Below are 20,660 nucleotides of genomic sequence, written 5' to 3'. Positions count from 1 at the left end.
AACCCAACAGCAAGCAAGGTAGAAGTAGGCAACGATGGTACAGCCACAGTAACCTTCCCAGATGGTTCAGTAGCAGTAATTGCAAGTGAGAATACTGTTAAGAAAGCAACTAAAGAGTCAGCTGCTAACCAATTAGCTAAGAAAGCTGGAGCGAAAGAATTGCCAAATACTGGTACAGAGCAATCTAATGCTTCACTTGGTCTAGCACTACTTGCAGCAGCGACAGGTGGACTTCTCCTCGCTAAAAAACGCAAGGAAGAAGAGTAAAATATTACTCGGATAAAGCAAACTTGAGAATCTTGATTCTATGAGCTTGCTAGAAAAACCGTAAGAAGAAATTCTTACGGTTTTTTTGATGGATAATGATTAGGAAAATGGTGAAATGTCAGTCTTACAGATCTTTGAAATGTTAAAAATTTATAGTAAAATGAACCAAAAATAGCAAATAATATGGTATAATATTCTTATAGTATATTCAATAGATTTTCGTAAAAAAGTTCTCTGCTATTGTGAGCGAACAGGTAGTGTAACAGAAGCATCACACGTTTTCCAAATCTCACGTAATACCATTTATGGCTGGTTAAAGCTGAAAGAGAAAACAGGAGAGCTAAACCATCAAGTAAAAGGAACAAAACCAAGAAAAGTTGATAGAGATAGACTTAAAAACTATCTTACTGACAATCTAGACGCTTATTTGACTGAAATAGCTTCTGAATTTGGCTGGCATCCAACTACCATCCACTATGCTCTCAAAGCTATTGGCTACACTCGAAAAAAAGAGCCGCACCTACTATGAACAAGACCCAGAAAAAGTAGCTTTATTTCTTAAAAGTTTTAATAGTTTAAAGCATTTAGCACCTGTTTATATTGACGAAACAGGATTCGATACTTATTTTTATCGAGAACATGGTTGCTCATTAAAAGGCCAGTTAATAAGAGGTAAAGTATCTGGAAGAAGATATCAGAGGGTTTCTTTGGTTGCAGGGCTAACAAATGGTGAATTAATCGCTCCAATGACTTACGAAGAAACAATGACGAGCGACTTTTTTGAAGCTTGGTTTCAGAAGTTTCTCTTACCAATATTAAATACACCATCAGTTATTATTATGGATAATGCAAGATTCCATAGAATGGGTAGGCTAGAACTCTTGTGTGAAGAGTTTGGGCATAAACTTTTACCTCTTCCTCCCTACTCACCTGAGTACAATCCTATTGAGAAAACATGGGCTCATATCAAAAAGCACCTCAAAAAGGTATTACCAAGTTGTAATACTTTTTCGAGGCTCTTTTGTCCTGTGCTTGTTTCAATTGACTATATTTTAGAAGCGATATTGTACGATTCTAGATTCAATCTACTATACATGATTTTAAGGCCGTCATATTGACATACAATTTAATTTTTAATATAATTCTTGCAGGAGGAAAGATCTAATGAAATTTTTGAAAAAAATGTTGCAAGCTGCTCTAGCTGTCTTTTTCTTTACTTTGCTAGCGACAAGTACCGTATTGGCGGATACCACGGGTGGACAGTTTGTTGATAAGGACAATAGAAGATATTATATAAAAGATGACCATAAAGCGATCTATTGGCATAAAATAGACGGTAAAATGTACTATTTTGATGATGATGGAGAAATGGTAGTCGGCTGGCAATACTTAGAAATTCCTGGGACGGGTTATCGTGATGATTTATTTGATAATCGTCCAGTTTTCGAAATTGGCCTTCAACAGAAGTGGTACTATTTTGATCAAGATGGGGTACTTCAAGAATTTGTTGGCTGGCAACAATTAGAGGTTAAGGATTCATTAACTGTTGGTAAAAAACATGGTGAAGGCTTTGAAGGCCCAGAAGTTCTTAAATTAGCAAATTATTACTTTAATGAAGATCATTCTTTAAAGACAGGTTGGCTCTACGATCAATCTAACTGGTATTACCTAGCAAAAACAGGTCATTTAGGGAAAGACTACCTTGGTGGTGAAAGACGTGCGGGTTGGATAAACGATGATTCGACTTGGTACTACCTAGACCCAGAAACTGGAATTATGCAAACTGGTTGGAAATATCTTGGCAACAAGTGGTACTATCTCCGTTCATCAGGAGCCATGGCAACGGGCTGGTATCAGGAAGGTTCAACATGGTATTATCTAAACGCAAGTAATGGCGATATGAAGACGGGGTGGGCTTATGTCGGTAACAAGTGGTACTACCTCCGTTCATCAGGAGTCATGGCGACTGGTTGGATTAAGGATGGTTCGACTTGGTATTATTTAGACCAGCCAAATGGTGCTATGAAGACAGGTTGGTTCCAGGTCAATGGCAAATGGTACTATGCTTATAGTTCAGGTACTTTAGCAGTTAGTACAAGAGTGGATGGCTACTACGTCAACTATAATGGCGAATGGGTTCAATAATGAAAGAGGCGATTGTGAAGGAAACAATCGCTTTTTTTGTGAAAATATAATAAAATAGATAGGAGAAAATACTACTGTATGAAATGAGACGGTCTTTTCGTCTGGTTGAAGGAAAACATGACAAAAAAAATTGGTGTCGGTCAGGCACATAGTAAGATTATTTTAATAGGGGAGCATGCTGTCGTCTATGGCTATCCTGCCATTTCCCTACCTCTCGTAGAGGTGGAAGTGACTTGCAAGGTGGTCCCTGCTGAAAGCCCGTGGCGTCTTTATGAGGAGGATACCTTGTCCATGGCGGTTTATGCTTCACTGGAGTATTTGGATATTAAAGATGCTTGCATTCGTTGTCAGATTGACTCGGCTATCCCTGAAAAACGGGGAATGGGTTCGTCAGCAGCTATCAGCATAGCGGCCATTCGAGCTGTTTTTGACTACTATCAGGCCGACCTGCCTCATGATGTACTAGAAATCTTGGTCAATCGAGCTGAGATGATTGCCCATATGAATCCAAGCGGGTTGGATGCCAAGACTTGTCTCAGTGATCGACCTATTCGCTTTATTAAAAACGTTGGATTTACAGAGCTTGAGATGGATCTATCTGCCTATTTGGTGATTGCTGACACGGGCGTGTATGGTCACACTCGTGAAGCCATCCAAGTGGTTCAAAGCAAGGGTAAGGATGCTCTGCCGTTTTTGCATGCCTTGGGAGAATTGACCCAGCAGGCAGAAGATGCGATTAGACGAAAAGATGCTGAAGGACTGGGAAAAATCCTCAGTCAAGCGCATTTACATTTAAAAGAAATTGGTGTCAGCAGCCCTGAGGCAGACTCCCTCGTTGAAACGGCTCTTAGCCATGGTGCTCTAGGTGCTAAGATGAGTGGTGGTGGGCTAGGAGGCTGTATCATAGCCTTGGCAACCAATTTGACACACGCTCAAGAACTAGCAAAACGATTAGAAGAGAAAGGAGCTGTTCAGACATGGATCGAAAGCCTGTAACAGTACGTTCCTACGCAAATATTGCCATTATCAAATATTGGGGAAAGAAAAAAGAAAAAGAGATGGTTCCTGCTACTAGCAGCATCTCTCTGACTTTGGAAAATATGTACACAGAGACGACCTTGTCGCCTCTGCCAGCCCATGCGACGACTGATGCCTTTTATATCAATGGTCAGCTCCAAAATGAGGCGGAGCATGCCAAGATGAGTAAAATCATCGACCGATACCGTCCAGAAGGTGAGGGATTTGTCCGTATTGATACTCAAAACAACATGCCTACTGCAGCGGGTTTGTCCTCCAGTTCTAGTGGTTTGTCCGCCTTGGTCAAGGCTTGCAATGCCTATTTCAAACTTGGATTGGATAGAGGCCAGTTAGCGCAGGAGGCTAAGTTTGCCTCAGGCTCTTCCTCTCGGAGTTTTTATGGACCACTGGGTGCCTGGGATAAGGATAGTGGGGAAATTTACTCTGTTGATACAGACCTGAAACTAGCTATGATTATGTTGGTGCTAGAGGATAAGAAAAAACCAATCTCTAGCCGTGATGGGATGAAACTCTGTGTGGAAACCTCGACGACCTTTGATGACTGGGTGCGTCAGTCTGAAAAGGACTATCAGGATATGCTGGTTTACCTCAAAGAGAATGATTTTGCCAAGGTTGGAGAATTAACGGAGAGAAATGCCCTAGCCATGCACGCTACGACCAAAACTGCTAGTCCAGCCTTTTCTTATCTAACGGATGCGACTTATGAAGCTATGGACTTTGTCCGTCAACTTCGTGAGCAAGGGGAGGCCTGCTACTTTACCATGGATGCCGGTCCCAATGTCAAGGTCCTCTGTCAGGAGAAAGACTTGGAGCATTTATCAGAAATCTTCGGTCGACGTTACCGCTTAATTGTGTCAAAAACAAAGGATTTGAGCTAAGATGATTGCTGTTAAAACTTGCGGAAAGCTTTATTGGGCAGGGGAGTATGCTATTTTAGAGTCAGGACAGTTAGCCTTGATAAAGGCCATCCCCATCTATATGAGGGCTGAGATTGCCTTTTCTGATAGCTACCATATCTATTCAGATATGTTTGATTTCGCAGTGGACTTGACGCCAAATCCTGCCTATAGCTTGATTCAAGAAACGATCGCTTTGATGGATGACTTCCTCGCTGTTCGTGGTCAGGCTTTGCAACCTTTTTCCTTGGAAATCCGTGGAAAAATGGAACGGGAAGGGAAAAAGTTCGGTCTGGGTTCTAGCGGCAGCGTCGTTGTCTTGGTTATCAAGGCTCTGCTGGCTCTATATGATATTACGGTTGATCAGGAACTCTTATTCAAGTTAGCTAGCGCTGTTTTGCTCAAGCGAGGAGACAATGGTTCCATGGGAGACCTTGCTTGTATTGCGGCAGAGGATTTGGTTCTCTACCAGTCTTTTGATCGCCAAAAGGTGGCTGCGTGGTTGGAAGCAGAAAACTTGGCGACAGTTTTGGAGCGCGACTGGGGCTTTTCTATCTCACAAGTGCAACCAGGTCTAGAATGTGATTTCCTAGTGGGATGGACTAAGGAAGTGGCTGTATCGAGTCAAATGGTTCAGCAAATCAAGCAAAACATAGACCAGAACTTTTTAACTTCTTCAAAAGCAACAGTGGTTACTTTGGTAGATGCCTTGGAGCAGGGGAGAGCAGAAGAAATAATTAATCAGGTGGAAACAGCCAGCCAGCTTTTAGAAGGCTTGAGCGCAGATATTTACACGCCTTCGCTTAGACAGCTGAAAGAAGCAAGCCAAGATTTACAGGCCGTTGCCAAGAGTAGCGGGGCTGGTGGTGGTGACTGTGGCATTGCCTTGAGTTTTGATGTGCAATCAACCGAAACCTTAAAAAATCGTTGGGCCAATCTGGGGATTGAGCTCTTATACCAAGAAAGGATAGGACATGACGACAAATCGTAAGGACGAGCATATCCGCTATGCCCTTGAGCAGAAAAGTTCCTATAATAGCTTTGATGAGGTTGAGTTAATCCACTCTTCGCTACCGCTTTATGACCTAGATGAAATCGATCTTTCGACAGAATTTGCAGGTCGAAAGTGGGACTTTCCTTTTTATATCAATGCCATGACGGGTGGGAGCGAAAAAGGTAAAGAAATCAATCAAAAACTAGCTCAGGTGGCAGAAGCCTGTGGGATTTTATTTGTGACAGGTTCTTATAGTGCAGCTCTAAAAAATCCTACAGATGACTCTTTTTCTGTCAAATCTAGCTATCCAAAGCTCCTCCTTGGAACCAATATTGGATTGGACAAGCCTGTTGAGTTGGGACTTCAGACTGTAGAAGCGATGAATCCTCTCCTTCTGCAAGTGCATGTCAATGTCATGCAGGAATTACTCATGCCCGAGGGAGAAAGAAAGTTTCGAAGCTGGCAATCGCATCTGGCAGACTATTGCAAGCAAATCCCAGTTCCCATCATTTTAAAGGAAGTCGGTTTTGGCATGGATGTCAAGACCATCGAGAGAGCCTATGAACTGGGTGTTCAAACCTTTGACCTGTCAGGTCGTGGTGGCACCAGCTTTGCCTATATCGAAAACCGTCGCAGTGGTCAGCGTGATTACCTCAATCAGTGGGGGCAGTCCACTATGCAAGCCCTTCTCAATGCCCAAGACTGGAAAGATAAGGTCGAACTCTTGGTCAGTGGAGGCGTTCGGAACCCGCTTGATATGATTAAGTGCTTGGTATTTGGCGCCAAGGCTGTGGGACTGTCACGTACCGTTCTGGAATTGGTTGAAAGCTACACCGTCGAAGAAGTGATTGGCATTGTCCAAGGATGGAAAGAAGATCTGCGCTTGATTATGTGTGCCCTTAATTGTGCCACCATAGCTGATCTGCAAAACGTAGACTACATTCTATATGGAAAACTAAAAGAAGCGAATGATCAGATATAAAGAGGTCGGGACAAGAATCCCGCCCTTTTTTGTATCTCTTTGTCAACCGTAGTGGATAGATGGAACTTAGCTTCTACGAGCATTTCTATCCCACTGCCTTTTTCCATCCTCAGACCGAGGTGACTTTTTTGAATTGTGATAAAATAGAAAAGAGAGGATGTAGCTATGAAAAAATTTCAAATCTTTTTATTTATTGAAGCCTGTCTTTTGACGGGAGCTCTGATTTTGATGGTATCAGAGCATTTTTCGCGTTTTCTGCTGATTCTATTCCTCTTTTTGCTCTTGCTGCGCTATTATACAGGTAAAGAGGGAAACAACGTTTTCCTCCTTGTAGCGACCATTCTTTTCTTTTTCATCGTCATGCTCAATCCCTTTGTGATTTTAGCCATCTTTGTGGCAGTTATCTATAGTCTCTTTCTTCTTTACCCAATGATGAACCAAGAAAGAGAGGAGACCGACTTGGTCTTTGAGGAGGTGGTGACGGTTAAAAATGAAAAAAATCGCTGGTTTGGCAATCTCCATCATTTCTCTAGTCACCAGACCTGCCAGTTTGATGATATCAATCTCTTTCGCCTCATGGGCAAGGACACCATTCATCTAGAAAGAGTCATCCTAACCAATCATGACAATGTCATTATCCTTAGAAAGATAATCGGAACGACTAGGATTATCGTACCTGTAGATGTGGAAATTAGTCTCAGTGTCAACTGCCTCTATGGAGATTTAACTTTCCTCCATCAACCCAAGCGAGCCCTTCGTAATGAACACTATCATCAGGAAACCAGAGATTACCTCAAGAGTAACAAGAGCGTCAAAATTTTCCTAACCAGTATGGTTGGTGATGTGGAGGTGGTCAGAGGATGAAAAAGCAATCGTATCTGTTAATCGGGCTGACTTCTCTCCTCTTTATCCTCTTTTTGACCAATAGTTTACTTGATATTTTAAATCTTGATTGGTCCTATTTGATACAAGATATTGAGAAAACAGAGAAAATAATCTTCTTGATCTTTGTCTTTAGCCTTTCCATGACCTTCTTTTTTGTCCTCTTTTGGCGCATGATAGAAGAAGTCTCTCGCAGAAAAATGCAGGTCAATCTCAAGCGACTGCTAGCAGGAAAAGAGGTGGTTTCTTTTGCAGATCCAGACTTGGATGCGAGTTTCAAGTCCTTGTCTGGCAAGCTCAATCTCTTGACAGAAGCTGTTCAAAAGGCTGAAAATCAAACCTTAGTTAAGGAAGAAGCAATCATCGAGAAAGAACGGAAGCGGATAGCACGTGACTTACACGATACGGTTAGTCAGGAGTTGTTTGCGGCCCATATGATTTTATCAGGTGTCAGCCAGCAGGCTTTGAAGCTTGATAGAGAAAAGATGCAGACCCAGTTGCAAAGTGTCGCGGCCATCCTCGAAACAGCCCAGAAAGATCTGCGGGTCTTGCTCTTGCATTTGCGACCAGTTGAGTTGGAAGAGAAGAGTTTGGTTGAGGGGATTCAAATCCTCTTAAAAGAGCTTGAGGACAAGAGCGATCTCAAGGTCAGTCTCAAGCAAAATGTGTCTAAATTGCCTAAGAAAATCGAAGAGCATATCTTCCGTATTTTGCAGGAGTTGATCAGCAATACCCTCCGCCATGCCCAGGCCTCTTGCCTAGATGTCTACCTCTATCAGACAGATGTTGAATTGCAGCTGAAGGTAGTGGATAATGGGATTGGTTTCCAGTTAGGGAGTTTAGACGACTTGAGTTATGGACTGCGAAATATCAAGGAGCGGGTTGAAGATATGGCAGGAACGGTTCAACTTTTGACAGCTCCAAAGCAAGGATTGGCAGTTGATATCCGTATTCCTCTGCTAGACAAGGAATGATAAAGGAGTAGAGATGAAAATTTTACTGGTAGATGACCATGAAATGGTCCGATTGGGCTTGAAAAGCTATTTTGACCTCCAAGACGATGTAGAAGTTGTGGGCGAGGCGGCCAATGGGGCTCAAGGTATTGACTTGGCCTTGGAATTGCGTCCAGATGTCATTGTCATGGATATTGTTATGCCTGAAATGAATGGGATTGATGCAACCTTGGCCATCCTCAAAGAATGGCCTGAAGCCAAGATCTTGATTGTGACCTCCTACTTGGACAATGAAAAAATCATGCCAGTCTTGAATGCTGGTGCCAAAGGCTATATGCTCAAGACTTCTAGTGCAGACGAATTGCTCCATGCTGTCCGTAAGGTGGCTGCTGGGGAGCTGGCTATTGAGCAAGAGGTCAGCAAGAAGGTTGAATACCACCGCAATCATATCGAACTTCATGAGGAATTGACTGCGCGTGAACGAGATGTGCTTCAACTGATCGCCAAGGGCTATGAAAATCAGCGCATCGCAGATGAACTCTTTATCTCTCTCAAGACGGTCAAGACCCATGTGTCCAATATCCTTGCCAAACTTGAGGTCAGCGATCGCACCCAGGCAGCGGTCTACGCCTTTCAGCACCACTTGGTCGGGCAGGAGGACTTTTAGATGAGTCTTTCAGATTTACTTGAGGAGCTAGAAGCGGCAAAAAATCCAGAAAAAGCAGGCCCCATGGAAGCCTATATGCGCCATCAATTTTCCTTTCTAGGTATTGCAGCTCCTGAAAGAAATGTCCTTTATAAAAAATACTTTCCAAGTGCGAAAAAAACAAAGATCATCGATTGGGATTTTGTGGACACTTGCTGGGAAAAGGAACCTAGAGAATACCAATATGTGGCGGCCAACTATTTGAAAGCCATGCAGTCTTATCTAACGAAGGATGATTTGCCTAAGCTTGAGCATCTAGTCGTGACCAAGTCTTGGTGGGACACGGTAGATATCCTAGACCGAGTAGTAGGGAGTTTGGTAGCCGACCATCCGGAACTTGAAGAAGTGATTTTAAAATGGAGCCTATCAGACAATATATGGCTGAGACGCGTCGCTATTGATCACCAGTTGTTAAGAAAAGAGAAAACCGATGTCCGACTGATGGGAAAAATCCTGCTAAACAATCTGGACCAGACAGAATTTTTTATTAACAAAGCCATCGGCTGGGCACTAAGAGACTACTCCAAAACCAATCCAGACTGGGTAGCAAGTTTTATCGAAAAAAACAAGGAAAAAATGGCTGAACTTAGTATCAAGGAAGCCAGCAAATACCTTTAGCATCGTTGAAAAGCGTATTCATTACTTGAAAAAAGTCGCCCGTTTATGTTATAATAGACTGTATTTAAAAAATTTTAAGGAGAAATGACAGAATGTCTGTATCATTTGAAAACAAAGAAACAAACCGTGGTGTCTTGACTTTCACTATCTCTCAAGGCCAAATCAAACCAGAAGTGGATCGTGTATTTAACTCAGTAAAGAAAACTCTTAACGTTCCAGGTTTCCGTAAAGGTCACCTTCCACGTCCTATCTTTGATAAAAAATTTGGTGAAGAAACACTTTACCAAGATGTGTTGAACGCTCTTTTGCCAAATGCTTATGAGGCTGCAGTAAAAGAAGCTGGTCTTGAAGTAGTTGCACAACCAAAAATTGACGTGACTTCAATGGAAAAAGGTCAAGACTGGGTCATCACTGCTGAAGTCGTGACAAAACCTGAAGTAAAATTGGGCGACTACAAAAACCTTGAAGTATCAGTAGATGTAGAAAAAGAAGTAACAGACGCTGATGTTGAAGAGCGTATTGAACGCGAACGCAACAACTTGGCTGAATTGGTGATCAAGGAAGCTGCTGCTGAAAATGGCGACACTGTTGTCATTGACTTCGTTGGTTCTATCGACGGTGTTGAATTTGACGGTGGAAAAGGTGAAAACTTCTCACTTGGACTTGGATCAGGTCAATTTATCCCTGGTTTTGAAGACCAATTGGTTGGACACTCAGCTGGCGAAACTGTTGACGTTGTCGTAACATTCCCAGAAGACTACCAAGCAGAAGACCTTGCAGGTAAAGAAGCTAAATTCGTGACAACTATCCACGAAGTAAAAGCCAAAGAAGTTCCAGCTCTTGACGATGAACTTGCAAAAGACATCGACGAAGAAGTGGAAACACTTGACGAATTGAAAGAAAAATACCGCAAAGAATTGACTGCTGCGAAAGAAGAAGCATACAAAGATGCCCTTGAAGGCGCAGCAATCGATAAAGCTGTAGAAAACGCTGAGATCGTAGAACTTCCAGAAGAAATGATCCACGAAGAAGTTCACCGCTCAGTAAATGAATTCCTTGGAAACTTGCAACGTCAAGGTATCAACCCTGACATGTACTTCCAAATCACTGGAACTACTCAAGAAGACCTTCACAAACAATACGAAGCAGAAGCTGAGTCACGCACTAAGACTAACCTTGTTATTGAAGCAGTTGCGAAGGCTGAAGGATTTGACGCTACTGAAGAAGAAATCCAAAAAGAAATCGAACAATTGGCAGCAACTTACAACATGGAAGTTGCGCAAGTTCAAAACTTGCTTTCAGCTGATATGTTGAAACACGATATCGCAATCAAAAAAGCTGTTGAATTGATCACAAATACAGCAACAGTAAAATAATCTTGAAAGATAAAAAGCCCACCTGACTAGGTGGGTTTTCTGATACTCTATTTTCCAAAAATCTCTTTAAGGTCTGCATCTGTAATCCCAATCATTGCTGGGATGCTAGACCAGTTTTCCTCAGTGAGGATGTAGGATAGAGGAGAATTCTCATGATTTGTCGTTTCGCTAGGGGCTGGGTTGGTTTGGTCAGTCTTTTCTATCAGGTCCTGAAAACGCTCAATCAGATAGGTCTTGCGGGCAGTCCCGATATGCTTGACTGCATAGTCAAAGGCCTGTAATTCACCAAGAAGGATAAGCTTGCTCTTGGCACGTGTGATAGCTGTGTAGATGAGATTGCGTTCCAGCATGCGCTTGCTAGCACTGGTGATAGGCAGGATGACGACGGGAAACTCACTTCCCTGAGACTTATGGATACTCATGGCATAGGCCAGTCGAATCTTGTACCATTCGTTACGTGGGTAGACGACCTCATTGCCATCAAAATCAATGACAATCTCGTCTTGTTTGGACTCGGTGTATTTTCCAGAAATCAGGTCTGTGATGTAGCCTAGGTCTCCGTTAAAGACATTGACTTCAGCGTCGTTGACTAGGTGAATGACCTTGTCCCCTGTTCGATAGTGACACTGAGTTGTTTCAAAGCTAACCTGTCCCTTTTGAAGAGGATTGAGCAGGTCTTGCATGAGTTGGTTGATGGCATCAATACCAGCAGTACCTCGATACATAGGCGCTAGCACCTGAATATCACGAGCCGGAATGGCACTTCTGAGGGCGGCACCGAGGATCTTCTCAATGGTAGCTGGGATATGACCACTAGCGATTTCAAAGTAGGAGCGGTCTGCTTTTTTCTGAGTAAAGTCAGTTGGCAAGATGCCTTGTCGAATCTGGCTAGCCAAGGTAACGATAGTTGATTCCTCGCTCTGACGATAAATCCGTTCCAAACGTGTCTGCGGAATCAGGGGTATCTGGAGCAGGTCAGCTAGGACTTGTCCAGGACTGACAGAAGGCAGCTGGTCGCTATCACCCACGATGAGAATTTTACTGTTAGAAGAGATGTTGGAGAAGAGTTGGTTGGCTAACCAAGTATCTACCATGGAAAACTCATCTACAATGATAAAGTCAGCATCCAGATAATCTTCCAGATGGCTGGTATCATCGTCACCTGTCATTCCCAAGTGGCGGTGTATAGTAGCGCTAGGCAAACCTGTCAATTCATTCATGCGCCGAGCCGCTCGACCAGTTGGAGCAGCAAGAAGGATAGGCAGATTGCTTTTTTTCCTGAGGTCAAGTCCTTCTAAAAGGGCATAAACAGCGATAATCCCATTGATAACAGTCGTCTTACCTGTACCAGGCCCACCTGTTAGGATAAAGACCTTGTTCTGGATGGCATCGCAGATAGCCTGCTTTTGAATGTCATCGTATTGGATACCTAGTTCTTCCTCAACACTAGCGATATGCTTTTGAATGGTTTCTAAATCCTGACTTTTCTGCTTTCCTTTTTCAAGGATACGAATCAAGTGACTGCGAATGCCTTCTTCGGCGAAAAAGAGACTGTTATCAAAGATTTTGGTATCAATCTGCTGAACCTTGTCTTCTTCGATGAGGTAGGAAAGCTCTTGGGCAACTTGGCTGGGGTCCAATTCCACGGGACGGGAAGACTCGAGGAGAGTCAGGGTCTGTTCCAGTAAATCTCGAGCCTCCATATAGGTATCACCCGTATCCATACAGCCTTGAAAGAGACTGTGGACAAGGCCAGCACGGAAGCGCTCAGGAGCCTGACTTTCGATGCCAAGTTCCTCCGCTAGTTGGTCAGCAATGGTAAAACCCAAGCCCTTGATATCTTCAACCAGTTGGTAGGGATAGTTTTCGACAATATCCAGCGTTTCTTCCTTGTAAAAGTCTTGAATCTGAAAGGCTAGTTTATTGGGAATGCCGTAGTTAGCAAGTTTTGCCAAGACCATCTCTGTCCCATAGTTGAGACGGAGGGTAGAGAGGAAAGCTTCACGATTTTTGGCAGAGAGTCCTGCAATGCTTTCCAGTTTTTCAGGATGCTCCAGAATTTCGTCTATGGTATTTTCACCATAGCTATCTACGATTTTTTGAGCCGTTTTGAGACCAATTCCCTTGAAATGGCTACTGGAAAAGTACTTTACTAGCCCATTTTTAGTTGGTTTTGCCCGCTCATAACGGCTGATTTGCAGTTGTTCTCCGTACTTGGAGTGCTGAACGATTTGCCCCCAAAAAGTGTAGTCTTCGCCCTCAATCACGTCAGCCATAGTTCCCGTAACGATGATTTCAAAATCGTCAAAGTCCTCCGCATTGGTATCTTCGATATCTAGGAGGAGTATGCGATAAAAATTACTGGGATTTTCAAAAATAATGCGTTCAATGGTGCCTGAAAAATAAACTTCCATAGGTTTCCTTTTTGATAGAAAAAGAGCTGGGATAGAGCTCTCAGTTAGGCTTTTCTTGGATTTAGGGCTTGATACAAGATATTGCTAAGTTGCAATCTAATCCTAAAAGCTAACTCAAAAAGACTATCACAGCATCTGGTTGCTGGTTTTAAAAGATTCCGATACGGTTGAGTGGCCAGAAACGGAATTTGGCTTCTCCTTTGATTTGACTGGCCTTAAAGGTCCCGACATGGCGACTGTCACTGGAAACCAAACGGTCATCTCCAAGGAGGAGGTACTCACCCTCGGGTACGGTAAAGCTGAAGCTGGTGTTGAAATTTACATCGACAGTAAAGGCTTGAGCTTTCTGGGCTAGACTTCTAAAATAGACCCCCTTATCCCCTTCAAAGCCTTTCCCCGAATAGGCATTTTGCAGTTTATCATTTTTAAACTGTTGGAGGTAGTCTGCTAGGTAAGGTTCGTCGGTTTCTTGATTGTTGATAAAGAGCTTGTCGTTTTCGTAGCGAATGGTATCACCAGGCATGCCGATAACGCGTTTAACGATGTCTTTATTTCCATCATCTTCATGGGCAACTACAATGTCAAAACGGTTAATAGGGAGGTGTTTGACGACAAAGAGAATCTCACCATCAGCTAGGGTAGGGTCCATAGAGTGTCCTTCCACACGGACATTGGTCCAGAGAAAGAGACGACTAAGACCAACTAGTATAATGATAAGGAACGTAAGTCCCCACTCTTTTAGAAATGTTTTAAAATAATTCATAACTTACCTTTCTAGAAGTGCTTTGGCTTTTTCAGTATTTTTAAAGTGCAGTTTGGCACAGAAGTTGAGCCCCTTCATACCATAGGCTTGAAGGATTTTGCTAGCAACCTTATCAGAAGCAGTTCCAGCGCCGCTTGGCAGTTGGTAGCCTAGTTCTCGTCCAAGATTTTCCAAGTTTTCTAGGAAGAGATCCCGCGCGATGATGGAGCTGACTGCGACAGCTATGTATTTTCCCTCGGCTTTTTCTTCCAAAGTGATCTTATTTGGAAAATGATTGGCTTCTTGCGCCAAGTATTTGTTATAGTTTTTAGGACTTGTAAAAGCATCAATCACGATTTTTTCTGGCTGGACTCTTTTTTGGAGAAGGAGAAAGATAGCCTGATTGTGAAGGGCAACCTTTACAGAAACAGCATTGTAACGCTCTCCGATAACTTCGTTGTACTTGCTCGGTGAAAGGAGGAGCGCTTGATGCTGGATCTCTTCCTTGAGGATAGGGGCAATCTGACGAATCTTTTGGTCTGTCAGGGTTTTTGAATCCCCTACGCCGAGTTCTCGCAAGAAGTCGTGCTGGTCAGGTGTCACAAAGGAAGCCACGACAGCAAGCCCACCAAAGTAGGAACCATTTCCCACCTCATCAGTTCCAATCATAGGAAAATCTTGTCCACTTTTTTCTTGTTGAACTTGGTAACCAAAGAAACTGGCGTATTGCTCAGCCATTTCGCCCTGCAGGAGGACTTTCCCAGAAGTATAAATGGAAACAGTCGCCTGAGGCAGTCTCAAAAAATAGCGGATATAGGGATTTTTACTAGGAGCGAGAGCCTTCTGATACTGACTTAAAAAGCTCTGAATTTCCTGTTCACTTGGTGTGAGTGTGATACTTGCCATAGTCTCTATTGTACCATAAAAGCAGGAGAATTGGTAAAAACTGACAAAGTTAGCGAAATTTGGTATAATATCGTGAGGTGAATTTTATGGCAAATCTAAATCGATATAAGTTTACATTCGGGAAAAAGACATTAACCTTGACAACCGAGCATGACAACCTCTTTATGGAGGAAATTGCCAAGGTTGCGACTGAAAAATACCAAGCAATTAAGGAACGAATGCCTGGGGCGGATGATGAAACCGTTGCCCTCCTTTTAGCGATTAACAGCCTATCGACGCAGCTTAGTCGTGAGATTGAGTTTGACGATAAGGAGCAGGAGCTTAAAGACCTTCGAAATAAGCTAGTGGCAGTCAAACAAGAACAGAGCAAGATTGAGGACTCCCTATGATTTCGATCCTTCTCTTACTGGTTCTAGCTTGGGGTTTTTACATCGGCTACCGTAGAGGTTTGGTGTTGCAAGTTTATTATTTTCTCGTTGCAGTGATTTCAGCCTTTGTTGCTAGTCAGTTTTATAAATCGCTGGGAGATCAACTTCACTTGCTTGTCCCTTATGCCAATCCTCAGGAAGGACAGGGTACCTTTTTCTTCCCTTCAGGTCAGCTTTTTCAGCTAGATAAGGTCTTTTATGCGGGGATAGCCTACCTTCTAGTTTTCGGAATTTGTTACACTATCGGACGTTTTATCGGTTTGTTCCTACACTTGATTCCAACTAAAAAGCTAGATGTCAAATGGTTTCGTATCGGAGCAGGCCTATTGTCGCTATTGGTAACCTTATTTGTCTTGCAAATGGCTTTGACCATTCTTGCAACGGTGCCTCTGGCAGTCATTCAAAATTCACTTGAAAAAAGTATCGTAGCTAAACACATCATCCAAAGTGTCCCTTTCACGACAAACTTTATCAAACAACTCTGGGTGACAAATTTAATCGGATAAAAAGGGCGGGATTTTTCCTAGCCCTTTGTTTACAGATTGGACGACTAGGACGAGGTAAGTCCAAAACCTCTAATTACTATAATTTTGTAAACAAGCATACAAGGAAAGAATATGAATACAAAAATACTAGAGACCTTAGAATTTAATAAAATTAAAGCCTTGTTTGAACCTCATCTCCTGACAGAACAAGGGCAAGAGGAGCTAAAAGCTTTGGCTCCAACTGCCAAGGTGGATAAGATCAAACAAGCCTTTACAGAGATGGAGGAAATGCAAGCCCTATTTGTGGAGCAACCTCACTTTACCATCCAAGCAACACGTGAGATTTCAGCTGTTTGCAAGCGTCTGGAGATGGGGGCGGACCTCAATATTGAGGAGTTCCTGCTCCTCAAACGGGTTTTGCTTGCTAGCAGAGAGTTGCAAGGTTTTTATGCCAATCTTGAAAATGTACGCTTGGAGCAGCTGGCGAGATGGTTTGAAAAACTGCATGATTTTCCACACTTGCAAGGGAGTCTTCAATCCCTAAATGATGCAGGATTTATCGAAAATTTCGCCAGTGAAGAGCTAGCACGCATCCGTCGGAAAATCCATGATAGCGAGAGTCAAGTTCGAGATGTCTTGCAAGACTTGCTCAATCAAAAAGCTCAGATGTTGACGGAAGGGATAATCGCTAGCAGAAATGGTCGTCAAGTCTTGCCTGTCAAGAACACCTATCGTAACAAGATTGCAGGTGTTGTTCATGACATCTCTGCCAGCGGAAACACGGTCTATATCGAGCCACGTGAGGTCGTGAAACTGAGCGAAGAAATCGCTAGTTTGCGAGCAGACGAACGCTATGAGATGATTCGTATCCTACAGGAACTCTCAGAACGCGTCCGCCCTCATGCCGCTGAGATTGCTAATGACGCGTGGATCATCGGCCATCTGGATCTGATTCGTGCCAAGGTGCGTTTCATTCAAAAAAGACAAGCAGTCGTTCCTCAACTTTCAGAGAATCAAGAGATTCAACTCCTTCATGTCCGCCATCCTTTGGTTAAAAATGCTGTCGCAAACGATGTACACTTCGGTAAGGAATTAACGGCCATTGTCATTACAGGTCCCAATACAGGTGGTAAGACCATCATGCTCAAAACCTTGGGCTTGACCCAACTCATGGCCCAGTCAGGCTTGCCCATTTTAGCTGATAAGGGGAGCCGTGTCGGTATTTTCGAAGAAATCTTCGCAGATATTGGGGATGAGCAGTCTATCGAGCAAAGCTTGTCTACCTTCTCGAGCCACATGACCAATATCGTAGATATTCTTGGCAAGGTCAACCAACACTCGCTTTTACTCTTAGATGAGCTTGGCGCAGGTACCGATCCGCAGGAAGGTGCTGCCCTTGCTATGGCTATTTTGGAGGACCTTCGTCTACGTCAGGTCAAGACTATGGCGACGACCCACTATCCAGAACTCAAGGCTTATGGTATTGAAACAGCCTTTGTGCAAAATGCCAGCATGGAGTTTGATACAGCCAGCCTGCGTCCGACCTATCGCTTTATGCAGGGAGTTCCTGGTCGCAGCAATGCCTTTGAAATTGCCAAACGTCTGGGCTTGTCAGATGTCATCGTCGGGGATGCCAGCCAGCAGGTCAACCAAGATAATGACGTTAATCGTATCATTGAGCAATTGGAAGAGCAAACACTGGAAAGTCGTAAACGCTTGGACAATATCCGTGAGGTCGAGCAAGAGAACCTCAAGATGAACCGAGCACTCAAAAAACTTTACAACGAACTCAATCGTGAAAAAGAAACCGAGCTCAACAAGGCGCGTGAACAAGCAGCCGAGATTGTGGAACTCGCTCTAAATGAGAGTGACCAGATTCTCAAGAACCTTCACAGTAGGTCTCAACTCAAACCCCATGAAATCATTGAAGCCAAGGCGGAGCTGAAAAAACTGGCCCCTGAAAAAGTCGACTTGTCCAAAAACAAGGTCCTTCAAAAAGCCAAGAAAAAACGAGCTCCAAAGGTTGGAGATGATATCGTGGTTCTCAGTTATGGCCAACGTGGAACCTTGACCAATCAGCTTAAGGACGGCCGTTGGGAAGCCCAAGTTGGTTTGATCAAGATGACCTTGGAAGAGAAAGAATTTGATCTTGTTCAGGCTCAGCAAGAAGCCCCAGTCAAGAAAAAACAAGTCAATGTCGTCAAACGTACATCTGGACGTGGTCCACAAGCCAGACTGGATCTCCGAGGAAAACGGTACGAAGAGGCTATGAATGAGCTGGATGCCTTTATCGACCAAGCCCTGCTCAATAATATGGCTCAAGTCGATATCATCCATGGTATCGGAACGGGAGTCATCCGTGAGGGCGTCACCAAATACCTACAAAGAAACAAGCATGTCAAGAGTTTTGGCTATGCCCCACAGAATGCTGGAGGCAGTGGCGCCACCATTGTGACCTTTAAAGGATAGAGAGAAGAAGGATTCGCTCTTTCTGAAAAAAAGCAATGAAAACTAAAAATTTTCATAGAAAACATTGACAAAGGCTAACTTTTCTTGTAGAATAATAAAAAATAAAATACCAACACCGAATGAAGTTTAATAGAAGTGGAGAAAGGTTTGTTTTCCATGACTGTAAATGGACGGAACTCTGGAGAGACCGTAAAGGCACCGAAGGGGCAAGGCAGGTAACTGCTCAAACTCTCAGGTAAAAGGACAGAGCTAGGATAGACCGCTTTTAGGCATTTATCTAAGCATTCCAGAGTACATGTATCTTGCATGTGCTCTTTCTTTTGGGGTTGAAAAGATAGGAGTAGGAAATGTTAGAATTGCTAAAAGCGCTTGATGCTTTCGTTTGGGGGCCTCCCCTCTTGATCTTATTGGTCGGAACGGGTATCTATTTGACCATCCGACTAGGCCTTTTGCAGGTGGCTCGTCTCCCTAAGGCCTTTCAGTTGATTTTTACCAAGGACAAGGGGCATGGCGATGTGTCGAGCTTTGCCGCTTTATGTACGGCTCTAGCCGCCACCGTTGGTACGGGAAATATCATCGGGGTCGCGACAGCCATTAAGGTTGGGGGACCAGGCGCTCTCTTTTGGATGTGGATGGCTGCCTTCTTTGGGATGGCAACCAAGTATGCAGAAGGTTTACTGGCTATCAAATACCGTAGCAAGGATGCAAACGGCGCTGTAGCTGGAGGGCCCATGCATTACATCCTTTTGGGAATGGGGGAAAAGTGGCGCCCCCTTGCTATCTTCTTTGCCCTAGCGGGTGTATTGGTAGCCCTTCTAGGGATTGGTACCTTCACCCAAGTCAATTCGATTACAGAATCCATTCAAAATACAGCTCAAATTGATCCAGCTATCACAGCTCTCGTTTTGTCTGTTTTTGTTGCGATTGCCGTCTTTGGTGGACTCAAATCTATTTCTAAGGTTTCGACAGCGGTTGTTCCATTTATGGCTATTGTCTATATTTTGGGAACTCTTACAGTTATTCTCTTTAATATTGAGAAAATCCCAGCCACACTTGCCCTCATCTTTACTTCAGCCTTTAGTCCAGCTGCTGCGGTAGGTGGTTTTGCAGGTGCTAGTATTCGGATGGCTATCCAAAATGGTGTGGCACGAGGAGTCTTCTCTAATGAATCTGGTCTTGGTTCAGCTCCCATTGCAGCGGCTGCAGCTAAGACAAATGAGCCTGTTGAGCAAGGCTTGATTTCCATGACAGGAACCTTTATTGATACTTTGATTATCTGTACTCTGACAGGTCTGACAATCTTGGTAACTGGAGTTTGGAGCGGTGATTTGAATGGAGTAGCACTTACCCAGTCAGCCTTCTCAACAATTTTTTCAAATTTTGGGCCTGCTCTTTTGACTATTTTCCTTGTGCTTTTTGCCTTTACGACAATTCTCGGTTGGAACTACTACGGAGAGCGCTGTTTCGAGTTTCTCTTTGGCGTTCGCTTTATCTGGCTCTATCGAGTGGTCTTTGTGCTCATGGTCTTGTTGGGAGGATTTATCGAGTTGGATATGGTTTGGATTATCGCAGATATCGTCAATGCCTTGATGGCATTGCCTAACCTGATTGCCCTCTTAGTTTTGTCGCCAGTCGTCATTGCTGAGACTAAAAAGTATTTTAAACACTAATCCAATCACACTTTTCGTGTGATTTTTTGCTTTCATAAACATTTCCTATCATGGCAATTGAAAATATATATTATCCAAGGGGAAAATTCTATGATAGACTAAATGACAATAAAATGAAAAGAGGTTTCTTATGACAAGATTTACCATTCACACAGTAGAATCAGCACCAGCAGAAGTGAAAGAAGTTCTTGAAACAGTACAAAAAGATAACAATGGCTATATTCCCAATCTGATAGGTCTCTTGGCCAATGCCCCTACCGCTCTAGAAGCCTACCGAACTGTCGGAGCCATCAACCGCCGCAATAGTTTAACCCCAGTTGAGCGTGAAGTGGTGCAAATCACAGCTGCCGTAACCAATGGATGTGCTTTCTGCGTCGCAGGTCATACCGCCTTTTCGATCAAACAGATCCAGATGAATGATGATCTTCTCCAAGCCCTTCGCAATCGTACTCCAATCGAGTCAGATTCTAAGCTAGATACTCTAGCTAAGTTTACTTTGGCAGTCATCAATACCAAGGGTCGTGTAGGAGATGAAGCGCTTAGTGAATTTTTAGAAGCTGGCTACACGCAACAAAATGCCTTGGATGTGGTTCTCGGTGTTAGTCTTGCCAGTCTTTGCAATTATGCCAATAACCTAGCCAATACGCCAATCAACCCAGAGTTGCAACCCTATGCCTAGTTCGAATCAT

General features: G+C 43.4%; 19 protein-coding genes, 1 pseudogene and 1 riboswitch. Of the genes and pseudogenes, 17 read left to right on the top strand and 3 right to left on the bottom strand.

The features are described from left to right. The 12 genes and pseudogenes from HF881_RS04370 to tig all read left to right on the top strand — a co-directional run. Positions 1-267 (top strand): LPXTG cell wall anchor domain-containing protein (locus HF881_RS04370; protein ID WP_169446596.1); only part of this gene is annotated, 267 nt, incomplete at its 5' end. Positions 268-466: 199 nt separating this feature from the next. Next, positions 467-1,312: pseudogene (locus HF881_RS04365) on the top strand (IS630 family transposase). A 119-nt stretch (positions 1,313-1,431) separates the two neighbouring features. Beyond that, the gene (locus tag HF881_RS04360; protein WP_169446595.1) at positions 1,432-2,412 is read left to right on the top strand and encodes an N-acetylmuramoyl-L-alanine amidase family protein; all 981 of its coding nucleotides are present in this window, start codon (positions 1,432-1,434) and stop codon (positions 2,410-2,412) included. A 117-nt stretch (positions 2,413-2,529) separates the two neighbouring features. Further along, positions 2,530-3,408 (top strand): mevalonate kinase, encoded by an 879-nt coding sequence (gene mvk / locus HF881_RS04355; RefSeq protein WP_169446594.1) that lies wholly within the window; start codon positions 2,530-2,532, stop codon positions 3,406-3,408. Next, entirely contained in the window at positions 3,390-4,328 is a 939-nt protein-coding gene (mvaD, locus tag HF881_RS04350) for a diphosphomevalonate decarboxylase (protein ID WP_169446593.1), read from the top strand. Before mvk ends, mvaD begins: the two co-directional genes overlap by 19 nt. Before the next feature lies 1 nt (position 4,329). Then, on the top strand, positions 4,330-5,337 hold the full coding sequence (locus HF881_RS04345) for a phosphomevalonate kinase (RefSeq protein ID WP_169446592.1): 1,008 nt from the start codon (positions 4,330-4,332) through the stop codon (positions 5,335-5,337). Beyond that, a complete protein-coding gene (fni, locus tag HF881_RS04340; RefSeq protein ID WP_169446591.1) occupies positions 5,321-6,322 on the top strand; it encodes a type 2 isopentenyl-diphosphate Delta-isomerase in 1,002 nt (333 codons plus the stop codon). Before HF881_RS04345 ends, fni begins: the two co-directional genes overlap by 17 nt. Before the next feature lie 165 nt (positions 6,323-6,487). Continuing rightward, positions 6,488-7,186 carry a cell wall-active antibiotics response protein LiaF gene (gene liaF / locus HF881_RS04335; protein WP_169446590.1) on the top strand — a complete coding sequence of 233 codons (699 nt, stop codon included), beginning with the start codon at positions 6,488-6,490 and terminating at the stop codon, positions 7,184-7,186. Further along, on the top strand, positions 7,183-8,178 hold the full coding sequence (locus HF881_RS04330) for a sensor histidine kinase (RefSeq protein WP_169446589.1): 996 nt from the start codon (positions 7,183-7,185) through the stop codon (positions 8,176-8,178). The genes liaF and HF881_RS04330 overlap by 4 nt, the downstream gene beginning before the upstream one ends. A 13-nt stretch (positions 8,179-8,191) precedes the next feature. Beyond that, positions 8,192-8,824: a response regulator transcription factor gene (locus HF881_RS04325; RefSeq protein WP_169446588.1), complete on the top strand. Its 633-nt coding sequence runs from the start codon at positions 8,192-8,194 to the stop codon at positions 8,822-8,824. After that, positions 8,825-9,481 (top strand): DNA alkylation repair protein, encoded by a 657-nt coding sequence (locus HF881_RS04320; protein ID WP_169446587.1) that lies wholly within the window; start codon positions 8,825-8,827, stop codon positions 9,479-9,481. A 92-nt stretch (positions 9,482-9,573) separates the two neighbouring features. Next, positions 9,574-10,857 carry a trigger factor gene (gene tig, locus HF881_RS04315; RefSeq protein WP_169446586.1) on the top strand — a complete coding sequence of 428 codons (1,284 nt, stop codon included), beginning with the start codon at positions 9,574-9,576 and terminating at the stop codon, positions 10,855-10,857. Positions 10,858-10,904: 47 nt separating this feature from the next. Here tig and HF881_RS04310 read toward each other — a convergent pair whose 3' ends face one another. The 3 genes from HF881_RS04310 to rnhC all read right to left on the bottom strand — a co-directional run bounded on the left by HF881_RS04310 (position 10,905) and on the right by rnhC (position 14,919). Next, positions 10,905-13,271 carry an ATP-dependent RecD-like DNA helicase gene (locus tag HF881_RS04310; protein WP_169446585.1) on the bottom strand — a complete coding sequence of 789 codons (2,367 nt, stop codon included), beginning with the start codon at positions 13,269-13,271 and terminating at the stop codon, positions 10,905-10,907. Positions 13,272-13,419: 148 nt separating this feature from the next. Then, complete coding sequence (lepB, locus tag HF881_RS04305) at positions 13,420-14,034, bottom strand: signal peptidase I (RefSeq protein ID WP_001105831.1); 615 nt, start codon at positions 14,032-14,034, stop codon at positions 13,420-13,422. A gap of 3 nt (positions 14,035-14,037) precedes the next feature. Further along, a complete protein-coding gene (gene rnhC, locus HF881_RS04300; protein ID WP_169446584.1) occupies positions 14,038-14,919 on the bottom strand; it encodes a ribonuclease HIII in 882 nt (293 codons plus the stop codon). Between the two features lie 86 nt (positions 14,920-15,005). On the opposite strand from rnhC, the gene zapA reads away from it, so the two are divergent. The 5 genes from zapA to HF881_RS04275 all read left to right on the top strand — a co-directional run bounded on the left by zapA (position 15,006) and on the right by HF881_RS04275 (position 20,650). After that, on the top strand, positions 15,006-15,308 hold the full coding sequence (gene zapA / locus HF881_RS04295; RefSeq protein WP_125848905.1) for a cell division protein ZapA: 303 nt from the start codon (positions 15,006-15,008) through the stop codon (positions 15,306-15,308). Then, a complete protein-coding gene (locus HF881_RS04290) occupies positions 15,305-15,853 on the top strand; it encodes a CvpA family protein (protein WP_169446583.1) in 549 nt (182 codons plus the stop codon). The genes zapA and HF881_RS04290 overlap by 4 nt, the downstream gene beginning before the upstream one ends. A 111-nt stretch (positions 15,854-15,964) precedes the next feature. Next, positions 15,965-18,301, top strand: a complete 2,337-nt coding sequence (locus HF881_RS04285; RefSeq protein WP_169446582.1) for an endonuclease MutS2 — start codon at positions 15,965-15,967, stop codon at positions 18,299-18,301. Between the two features lie 168 nt (positions 18,302-18,469). Next, a riboswitch (glycine riboswitch) is annotated at positions 18,470-18,558 on the top strand. A 90-nt stretch (positions 18,559-18,648) separates the two neighbouring features. Continuing rightward, positions 18,649-19,971 carry a sodium:alanine symporter family protein gene (locus tag HF881_RS04280; RefSeq protein ID WP_169446581.1) on the top strand — a complete coding sequence of 441 codons (1,323 nt, stop codon included), beginning with the start codon at positions 18,649-18,651 and terminating at the stop codon, positions 19,969-19,971. Between the two features lie 130 nt (positions 19,972-20,101). Next, complete coding sequence (locus HF881_RS04275) at positions 20,102-20,650, top strand: carboxymuconolactone decarboxylase family protein (protein ID WP_169446580.1); 549 nt, start codon at positions 20,102-20,104, stop codon at positions 20,648-20,650. Positions 20,651-20,660: the final 10 nt, after the last annotated feature.

Source organism: Streptococcus sp. WB01_FAA12 (assembly GCF_012843315.1).
Taxonomy (GTDB): Bacteria; Bacillota; Bacilli; order Lactobacillales; family Streptococcaceae; genus Streptococcus.
This window is presented reverse-complemented; position numbering and strand designations above follow the sequence as displayed.

Excerpts from the sequence above, each read along its gene's own strand:
- HF881_RS04275 (WP_169446580.1), top strand. The coding sequence starts at position 20,102 with ATGACAAGATTTACCATTCACACAGTAGAATCAGCACCAGCAGAAGTG.
- HF881_RS04330 (WP_169446589.1), top strand. The coding sequence starts at position 7,183 with ATGAAAAAGCAATCGTATCTGTTAATCGGGCTGACTTCTCTCCTCTTT.
- HF881_RS04320 (WP_169446587.1), top strand. The coding sequence starts at position 8,825 with ATGAGTCTTTCAGATTTACTTGAGGAGCTAGAAGCGGCAAAAAATCCA.
- zapA (WP_125848905.1), top strand. The coding sequence starts at position 15,006 with ATGGCAAATCTAAATCGATATAAGTTTACATTCGGGAAAAAGACATTA.
- HF881_RS04280 (WP_169446581.1), top strand. The coding sequence starts at position 18,649 with ATGTTAGAATTGCTAAAAGCGCTTGATGCTTTCGTTTGGGGGCCTCCC.
- HF881_RS04285 (WP_169446582.1), top strand. The coding sequence starts at position 15,965 with ATGAATACAAAAATACTAGAGACCTTAGAATTTAATAAAATTAAAGCC.
- mvk (WP_169446594.1), top strand. The coding sequence starts at position 2,530 with ATGACAAAAAAAATTGGTGTCGGTCAGGCACATAGTAAGATTATTTTA.
- tig (WP_169446586.1), top strand. The coding sequence starts at position 9,574 with ATGTCTGTATCATTTGAAAACAAAGAAACAAACCGTGGTGTCTTGACT.
- liaF (WP_169446590.1), top strand. The coding sequence starts at position 6,488 with ATGAAAAAATTTCAAATCTTTTTATTTATTGAAGCCTGTCTTTTGACG.
- fni (WP_169446591.1), top strand. The coding sequence starts at position 5,321 with ATGACGACAAATCGTAAGGACGAGCATATCCGCTATGCCCTTGAGCAG.
- HF881_RS04360 (WP_169446595.1), top strand. The coding sequence starts at position 1,432 with ATGAAATTTTTGAAAAAAATGTTGCAAGCTGCTCTAGCTGTCTTTTTC.
- rnhC (WP_169446584.1), bottom strand. The coding sequence starts at position 14,919 with ATGGCAAGTATCACACTCACACCAAGTGAACAGGAAATTCAGAGCTTT.
- mvaD (WP_169446593.1), top strand. The coding sequence starts at position 3,390 with ATGGATCGAAAGCCTGTAACAGTACGTTCCTACGCAAATATTGCCATT.
- HF881_RS04325 (WP_169446588.1), top strand. The coding sequence starts at position 8,192 with ATGAAAATTTTACTGGTAGATGACCATGAAATGGTCCGATTGGGCTTG.
- lepB (WP_001105831.1), bottom strand. The coding sequence starts at position 14,034 with ATGAATTATTTTAAAACATTTCTAAAAGAGTGGGGACTTACGTTCCTT.
- HF881_RS04290 (WP_169446583.1), top strand. The coding sequence starts at position 15,305 with ATGATTTCGATCCTTCTCTTACTGGTTCTAGCTTGGGGTTTTTACATC.
- HF881_RS04310 (WP_169446585.1), bottom strand. The coding sequence starts at position 13,271 with ATGGAAGTTTATTTTTCAGGCACCATTGAACGCATTATTTTTGAAAAT.
- HF881_RS04345 (WP_169446592.1), top strand. The coding sequence starts at position 4,330 with ATGATTGCTGTTAAAACTTGCGGAAAGCTTTATTGGGCAGGGGAGTAT.